At 68.5% G+C, this 7299-nt stretch carries 6 protein-coding genes and 1 pseudogene; 4 read left to right on the top strand and 3 right to left on the bottom strand.

The genetic code is table 11. The annotated features are described in order from the left end of the window. Window positions 1–653: pseudogene (locus AC1D12_RS19300) on the bottom strand (hypothetical protein); the annotation flags it as partial. A 221-nt stretch (window positions 654–874) separates the two neighbouring features. Between AC1D12_RS19300 and AC1D12_RS19295 the strand changes: the two are divergent. Genes AC1D12_RS19295 through AC1D12_RS19280 form a run of 4 tightly spaced genes read left to right on the top strand, consistent with a single transcriptional unit; the run spans window position 875 to window position 4290 of the window. Continuing rightward, window positions 875–1909 (top strand): ABC transporter substrate-binding protein, encoded by a 1035-nt coding sequence (locus AC1D12_RS19295; protein ID WP_465110295.1) that lies wholly within the window; start codon window positions 875–877, stop codon window positions 1907–1909. Then, window positions 1906–2712 (top strand): ABC transporter ATP-binding protein, encoded by an 807-nt coding sequence (locus AC1D12_RS19290; RefSeq protein WP_477842290.1) that lies wholly within the window; start codon window positions 1906–1908, stop codon window positions 2710–2712. The genes AC1D12_RS19295 and AC1D12_RS19290 overlap by 4 nt, the downstream gene beginning before the upstream one ends. Before the next feature lie 4 nt (window positions 2713–2716). Continuing rightward, on the top strand, window positions 2717–3544 hold the full coding sequence (locus tag AC1D12_RS19285; RefSeq protein WP_047508314.1) for an ABC transporter permease: 828 nt from the start codon (window positions 2717–2719) through the stop codon (window positions 3542–3544). A gap of 56 nt (window positions 3545–3600) precedes the next feature. Further along, a complete protein-coding gene (locus tag AC1D12_RS19280; RefSeq protein ID WP_477826168.1) occupies window positions 3601–4290 on the top strand; it encodes a peptidylprolyl isomerase in 690 nt (229 codons plus the stop codon). A gap of 33 nt (window positions 4291–4323) precedes the next feature. Here AC1D12_RS19280 and AC1D12_RS19275 read toward each other — a convergent pair whose 3' ends face one another. Continuing rightward, complete coding sequence (locus AC1D12_RS19275) at window positions 4324–6354, bottom strand: S9 family peptidase (RefSeq protein ID WP_477826167.1); 2031 nt, start codon at window positions 6352–6354, stop codon at window positions 4324–4326. 86 nt (window positions 6355–6440) lie between these two features. Beyond that, window positions 6441–7299 (bottom strand): aldehyde dehydrogenase family protein (locus AC1D12_RS19270; protein ID WP_477842288.1); only part of this gene is annotated, 859 nt, incomplete at its 5' end.

Below are 7299 nucleotides of genomic sequence, written 5' to 3'. Positions count from 1 at the left end.
AGGTAGAGGTTGCCGCTGCCCAGGCGCGGCGTGATCTGCACGAAGGCCTTGTCGTCGACGCCGGTCGTCACGCCGACGGCGTCGAGCACCTTGTCGTAGCCGCTGCGCGATCCGGCCGACAGCGCGCCGGTGATGAAGTCGAAGTTCGCCGCGACGTTGCCGCTGAGCACGCCCGACAGGCCGGCCCGCAGCTGGGTCTGCGCGCCGGCGACGGCGCTGGCATCGAGCACGCTGCTGCTGCCCGCCATCAGCTCGACCGGCGACTGGCCGGTGGCCAGCAGCACGGTGGCGCTGGTCAGCGGCGTCACGTTGGCGGTGCCGGGACCTTGCGCGACCGAGTACAGGCACTGGTAGTTCGCGCCGGCATAGCCGCAGGCCTCGATGCGGAACGGTGCCTTGCCCGTGAGCTCGGGCACCGTGAAGCTGCCGTCGGCCGCGACTGCGATGTCGTGCGCGACGAGCACGCCGTCGGCGTCCAGGATGCGCAGCGTGCCGCCGGTGATCGGGGCGCCGACCGCGACCGAGCCGGCGAGCTGCGTGGTCGGGGTGACGTTCACCGGCGCGGCGCTCTGCGACGACGGCGAGCCGCCGCAGGCGGCCAGTGCGAGCACGGCCAGAACGGAGAGGGCGAAACGGGGGGATCCGAGGTTCATGGCGCTCCTTCGCGACCGGCAATACCGCACGGCGCCATCCCGGAATCGGTTTCCGGCGGCCCGTGGTGAACAGTCTTCGGCGGGGGCACTGCCGCCTTGAGCCGGGGCTTCCCGCGCGAACGTGACTTCGTGACGCGGCAGCGCCTACGCAGCAACCCTCACGGCCCGACCGGTCATCGGGGCTAAAGTTGCCGCTTCCTCGGACCCCCGGATCTCGCACCATGCAACGTCGTGACATCCTCCTGCGCAGCGCCGCCGCCGGCGCGGTGGCCGCCTTTCCTGCCCTGCTGCACGCGCAGGCGCTCGACAAGCCGAAGCTGACCATCGCGGTCGGCGGCAAGAACCTGCTGTACTACCTGCCGCTGACCATCGCCGAGAGCCTCGGCTACTTCAAGGCCGAGGGGCTGGAGGTGACGATCGCCGACTTCGCCGGCGGCTCGCGCGCGCTGCAGGCGGTGGTGGGCGGCAGCGCCGACGTCGTGTCGGGTGCGTTCGAACACACGCTGAACATGCAGGTCAAGGGCCAGCGCATGCGCGCCTTCGCGCTGCAGGGCCGGGCGCCGCAGATCGTGCTCGGCATCAACCCGAAGACGATGCCCGCCTTCAAGGGCGTGGCCGACCTGAAGGGCAAGAAGATCGGCGTCACCGCGCCCGGGTCGTCGACCAACGTGCTCGCAAACTTCGTGCTCGCGAAGGCGGGGTTGAAGGCGAGCGACGTGTCGATCATCGGCGTGGGAGCCGGCAGCGGCGCGGTCGCGGCGATGCGCTCCGGCCAGATCGACGCGATGAGCAACCTCGACCCGGTGATCACGCTGCTGCAGCGCAGCGGCGACCTGAAGATCATCTCCGACACCCGCATCGTCGCCGAGGCCGACAAGGTGTTCGGCGGCCCGATGCCGGCCGGCTGCCTGTACGCGCCGCAGACCTTCATCGACAAGAACCCGCTCGCGACGCAGGCGCTGGCGAATGCGCTGGTGCGGGCCGACAAGTGGATCCAGGCAGCAGGCCCGGGCGAGATCATCAAGGCGGTGCCCGAGAGCTACCTGCTGGGCGACCGCGCGGTCTACATCGACGCCTTCCTCGCCGCGAAGGGCGCGCTGTCCGTGGACGGGCTGTTCCCCGAGGCCGGCCCCGAGACGGCGCGGCGCGCACTGGCCAGCGTCGACCCGGAGATCGCCGCGGCGAAGCTGGACCTGCAGGCGGTCTACACGAACGAGTTCGTGAAGAAGGCCAACGCGAAGTACCCGAAAGCATGACCGAGGCCTCCGCACTGCAGTTCGACGGCGTCAGCTGCACCTTCATCTCGCGCGACGACCCGGGCCAGCGCTACACCGCGGTGCGCGATGTCTCGCTGACCGTCGGCGCCGGCGAGTTCGTCTCGGTGGTCGGGCCGACCGGCTGCGGCAAGAGCACGCTGCTGAACATGGCCGCCGGGCTGCTGACGCCGAGCAGCGGCACGGTGCATGTCTTCGGGCGCCCGCTGGCGGGATTGAACGCGCGGGCCGGCTACCTGTTCCAGGCCGAGAGCCTGATGCCGTGGCGCACCGCGCTGCGCAACGTGATGGCCGGGCTGGAGTTCCGCGGCGTCGCCGATGCGAAGGCGCAGGCCGGCGAGTGGCTGCGCCGCGTCGGCCTGGGCGGCTTCGGCGACCGCTACCCGCACCAGCTGTCGGGCGGCATGCGCAAGCGGGTGAGCCTCGCGCAGACGCTTGCGCTCGACCCGGACATCATCCTGATGGACGAGCCGTTCTCGGCGCTCGACATCCAGACCCGGCAGCTGATGGAGAACGAGGTGCTGGCACTGTGGGCCGCCAAGAAGAAGGCGGTGCTGTTCATCACGCACGACCTCGATGAAGCGATCGCGATGAGCGACCGCGTCGTCTGCCTGAGCGCCGGGCCGGGCTCGCACCCGATCGGCGAGTTCCGCATCGACCTCGAGCGGCCGCGCGACGTGGCCGAGGTGCGCACCGCGCCCCGCTTCGTCGAGCTGCACCAGGCGATCTGGTCGGTGCTGCGCGACGAGGTGGTCAAGGGTTATCAGCAGCAACTCGCAGCCTGACGCCATGTGGAAGTACATCAAGCCCCGCCCGGGCAACCTGCGCCTGTGGCAGCTCGGCCTGCTGGTCGCGATCTTCGTGCTGTGGCACGTGCTGACCGCACCCGGCCTGGTCCGCCCGTTCCTGTTCGAGAACGACCGGCAGGCGGCGTTCTTCTTCGGCGAGCCGCTGAAGATCTTCGCGCGCGTGTGGGCCTGGTTCGTGACGGGCGCCGACATCTACCACCACCTGTGGATCACGCTGCAGGAGACGGTGCTCGCGTTCGGCTTCGGCACCGCGATGGGCCTCGGGTGCGGGCTGTGGCTCGCGCTCAGCCCGATGGCGGCGGCGATCTGCGAGCCCTACATCAAGGCGCTGAACTCGATGCCGCGCGTGATCCTCGCGCCGATCTTCGCGGTGTGGTTCGGCCTGGGCGTCGCGAGCAAGGTCGCGCTGGGCATCACGCTGGTGTTCTTCATCGTCTTCTTCAACGTCTACCAGGGCGTCAAGGAGGTGAGCCCGGTGGTGCTCGCGAACGCGCGCATGCTGGGCGCGAGCCGACGCCAGCTGCTGCGCCACGTGTACCTGCCGAGCGCCACCAGCTGGGTGTTCAGCTCGCTGCACACGAGCGTGGGGCTGGCCTTCGTCGGTGCGGTGGTCGGCGAGTACCTCGGCTCGGCCGAGGGCGTCGGCTACCTGATCCTGCAGGCCGAGGGCTCGTTCGACATCAACACCGTGATGGCCGGCATCCTGGTGCTGACGGCCTTCGCGCTGCTGCTGGACGCGGCCGTCGGCTGGGGTGAGCGGCGGCTGATGAAATGGCAGCCGAAGACCGGCGAGACCGAGAAGCTCTGAAGTCGCCGAGAATCGCGGCTTCGCCGCCATCGGCGGCCCACCCTCCGTTCAATCCCATGTCGACTTCTCGCCTGATCCCGTTGTTCGCGATGGTTGCCCTGACCGCCTGCGGCGGTGGCGGCAGCAGCAGTCCCTCGTACCCGGCGGCGCCCACCTTCCCGCCCGCGCCGGTCTCGATCCCGGCCACGCCCACGACCAGCTGCAGCGATGCCGGCAAGGCCGCTGCTGCGGCCAGCACCGCGACGAACACCGTCTGCATGCTCACCACGCACGGCGAGATCGTGATGGAGCTGTACGCCGACAAGGCGCCGATCACGGTCGCGAATTTCCTGCAGTACGTCGCCGCGAAGCGCTACGACAACACGCTGCTGCACCGCGTCGTCGCGGGCTTCGTCGTGCAGGGCGGTGGCTACGGCGGCGACTGGACCCACATCCCGACCTACGCCCCGATCGCGCTGGAGAGCGACAAGGGCCTGAGCAACGTGAAGGGCACGGTCGCGATGGCGCGCCAGAGCAGCACCAACACGGCCACGGCGACCAGCGAGTTCTTCTTCAACGTGGTCGACAACCACGCCTGCCTGGACATCCGGCCGACGGGCGCGAACTGCGACCAGAACGGCTACGCGGTGTTCGGCAAGGTCATCGCCGGGTTCGACACCCTCGACAAGATCACCGCGCTGAAGGTCGACTACTTCGCGGTGCCGACGGTGCCGACGGCGACGTTCTGGGTCCAGCAGCTCAAGTAAAGGATCGCCCGGCGATGGGCCGGGCGTCGCGGGTCAGCGCGCAGGCTTCAACGATTTCGCGAGGAAGACTTCGAGCTTGCGGTAGAAGTCGGTCTGGTTCGTTGGCGTGCAGAAGCAGTGGCCTTCGTCGAAGTAATCGACCATCTCGATGTCCACGCCCGCATCCTGTGCAGCCGAGACGAACTTGCGCGCATGCTCGATCGGCACGCGGCGGTCCAGGCTGCCGTGCGCGAGCAGGATCGGGATCTTGATTTCGCCGGCGCGCTTCAGCGGCGATGTGGCCGCGAACTGGGCGGCGTCCTTCACCGGATCGCCGACCAGGACGGGCATGCCGTACTTCTTGTAGTCATCGAACATGTCGCTCCAGTCGAGGTTGCGCATCAGGTCGATGTCGGTGACGCCTGCGTAGCTGGCGGCGCACTTGTAGACGCCGGGGCTGGCAATGGCACCCATCAGCGCGGCGTAGCCGCCATAGCTGCCACCGTAGATGCACACTCGCGCGGGGTCGACCAACTTCTGCTCGGCGGCCCACTTGACCGAGTCGGCGAGGTCGTCCTGCATCGCAAGCCCCCATTGCTTCCATCCGGCGCGGAACAGGTTGCCACCGTAACCTTCGCTGCCACGGAATTCCGGTTGGATCACACGGTAGCCGCGTGACGCGAGGAACTGAGCCTCTGCCTGCCAGCTGATGTCAGCCCCGCGGATCCAAGGGCCGCCGTGGACCAGCATCACGGCAGGCAGCGGCTCGGTGGCGGAGGCGCCTTTCGGGCTCGTGATATAGACCGGGATGGCGAGGCCGTCGCGCATCTTCACGCGGTGAAAGCTGCGGGTGCCCTGGGTCGATTCGTCGATCCAGGGGCGCTGCGAGGCGATCTTTTCCAGCGAGTTCTTCTTCTTGTCGAACAGGAAGTACTCGCCTGGCTGGCGGTCGGATGTGGAGCGGACGACGTAGAAGCGGGTCGACTCGCACTCGCCGCAGATGATGCGGTTGCTGCGGCCGGCGGGCAGCGCGGCATCGAGGGCCTGCTGCAGGCGTTGCATCACCGGATCGAACCAGACGCTGATCGGGCGGTCGGCCCTGAAATGAACGCCCAGGACTTGACCGGTTCGGGGATCATCCTCGAAGCCGCCATCCACGTCGAAGCCCTTGACGCTCATCACCGGCTCCGGATCCAGGCGACGCGCGGCGAAGTCGAAGCGGTACATGCCGCGGGTGTCGGTATTCATACCCGCCGAGACCAGCAACTGGCCTGCGCCATCGATGATCTCCGGGTCGAATGATGCACCGTGGCTGTCGTACGAATCGAACTCAGCCACCTGTTCCCACCGGTCCGTCTTCGGATTGCGCCAGTGAACGCTCGTCTTGCCATCTCTCTGTGCCGTCACGACACGGGGCTGGCCCTGCCGATCGAGTGTCCAATCCCGCACACCGTCGGGCGCGCCCTGGCTCAGGTTGGTCAGCTTCATCGTCACCGTGTCCATCCGCGCCAACTGGATGTTGGCCAGCACACCGGCCTTGCCCCAGACATAGTGTTTGAGGAAGACATCATTGCTGCCGTCGCGGGCCGGCGAGTGCAGGTACCAGTCCCACGGGAGAGTGCGCGACTTGACGAGTGCATGGTCCTGCGTCGTGTCGCGGGCCGAGACCAACTGGTTGTATCCGCTGCCGTCGTGGTTGACGGCAAACACACCGTAGCCTCCTTGCCGGACCTCCGCACCGGGGTCGGCGGCCCCGTACACCAGCCGGTCGTCGGTGACCCAGTCCGCGCTCTTGACGTCGGCATCGGTGTAGTCCGCCACCACGCGGATCTGCCCGACCGGATCGAGGTCCATCACGCCGAGCCGCCAGCGCCCGGTCGGGCCGGTCAGGATCAGCGCCAGTCGCCGCCCGGACGGCGAGATCCGCACGCTTTGAATGTCCGGCCACTTGGTGAACTGCTCGATCGGCAGCAGTCCGCCCGCAGGCGCCTTCGCCGGTTCAGCCGCCTGCAGTGCCGTGCCGACGCACAGGCCGCACAGCGCCACGCCCAGGGCGCGCGCGCCCTTCCTCCATATTGCACGCATGCGTGCCCTCCCGATGGTGTCGTGATGCGGCTGTCATCGCCGCGAAGCGGGCGATGTTACGACCACTTACCCCGGGAGCGCAGCGTTCATTTGGCGGTCGGCATCACGAATTCGGCGCCGCGCGCGATGCTCGACGGCCAGCGCTGCATCACGCTCTTCTGCTTTGTGTAGAAGCGCACGCCCTCCTCGCCATAGGCGTGCATGTCGCCGAACAGGCTTTTCTTCCAGCCGCCGAAGCCGTGCCAGGCCATCGGCACCGGGATCGGCACGTTGATGCCGACCATGCCGACCTGCACGCGCCGTGCGAACTCGCGTGCGACGTTGCCGTCGCTCGTGAAGCAGGCGACGCCGTTGCCGAACTCGTGCGCGTTGACGAGCGCGAGCGCCGCCGCGAAATCCGGCACCCGCACGACGGCCAGCACCGGCCCGAAGATCTCCTCGCGGTAGATGCGCATCTGCGGCGTCACGTGGTCGAACAGCGTGCCGCCGATCCAGAAGCCGCCGTCGTGCCCGGGCACGCGCAAGCCGCGACCGTCGACCACCAGCTGCGCGCCTTCCTGCACGCCGATGTCGATGTAGCCGCTGATGCGCTCGAGCGCCTGCGCGGTGACGATCGGGCCCATCTCGGCATCGAGCTCCATGCCGTTCTTCACCTTCAGCGTCTTCGCGCGCGCCGCCACCGCATCGACCAGCCGGTCGGCGATGTCGCCCACCACCACCGCGACGCTGATCGCCATGCAGCGCTCGCCGGCCGAACCGTAGCCGGCGCCGATCAGCGCGTCGACCGCCTGGTCGAGGTCGGCGTCGGGCATCACCACCATGTGGTTCTTCGCGCCGCCCAGCGCCTGCACCCGCTTGCCGTGGTGCGCGCCGGTCTCGTAGATGTACTGCGCGATCGGCGTCGAGCCGACGAAGCTGAGCGCCTTCACGTCGGGGTGCGTCAGC

It is taken from the genome of Rhizobacter sp. P1_G5, from assembly GCF_056405435.1.
This window is presented reverse-complemented; position numbering and strand designations above follow the sequence as displayed.

Excerpts from the sequence above, each read along its gene's own strand:
- AC1D12_RS19295 (WP_465110295.1), top strand. The coding sequence starts at position 875 with ATGCAACGTCGTGACATCCTCCTGCGCAGCGCCGCCGCCGGCGCGGTG.
- AC1D12_RS19290 (WP_477842290.1), top strand. The coding sequence starts at position 1,906 with ATGACCGAGGCCTCCGCACTGCAGTTCGACGGCGTCAGCTGCACCTTC.
- AC1D12_RS19285 (WP_047508314.1), top strand. The coding sequence starts at position 2,717 with ATGTGGAAGTACATCAAGCCCCGCCCGGGCAACCTGCGCCTGTGGCAG.
- AC1D12_RS19280 (WP_477826168.1), top strand. The coding sequence starts at position 3,601 with ATGTCGACTTCTCGCCTGATCCCGTTGTTCGCGATGGTTGCCCTGACC.
- AC1D12_RS19275 (WP_477826167.1), bottom strand. The coding sequence starts at position 6,354 with ATGCGTGCAATATGGAGGAAGGGCGCGCGCGCCCTGGGCGTGGCGCTG.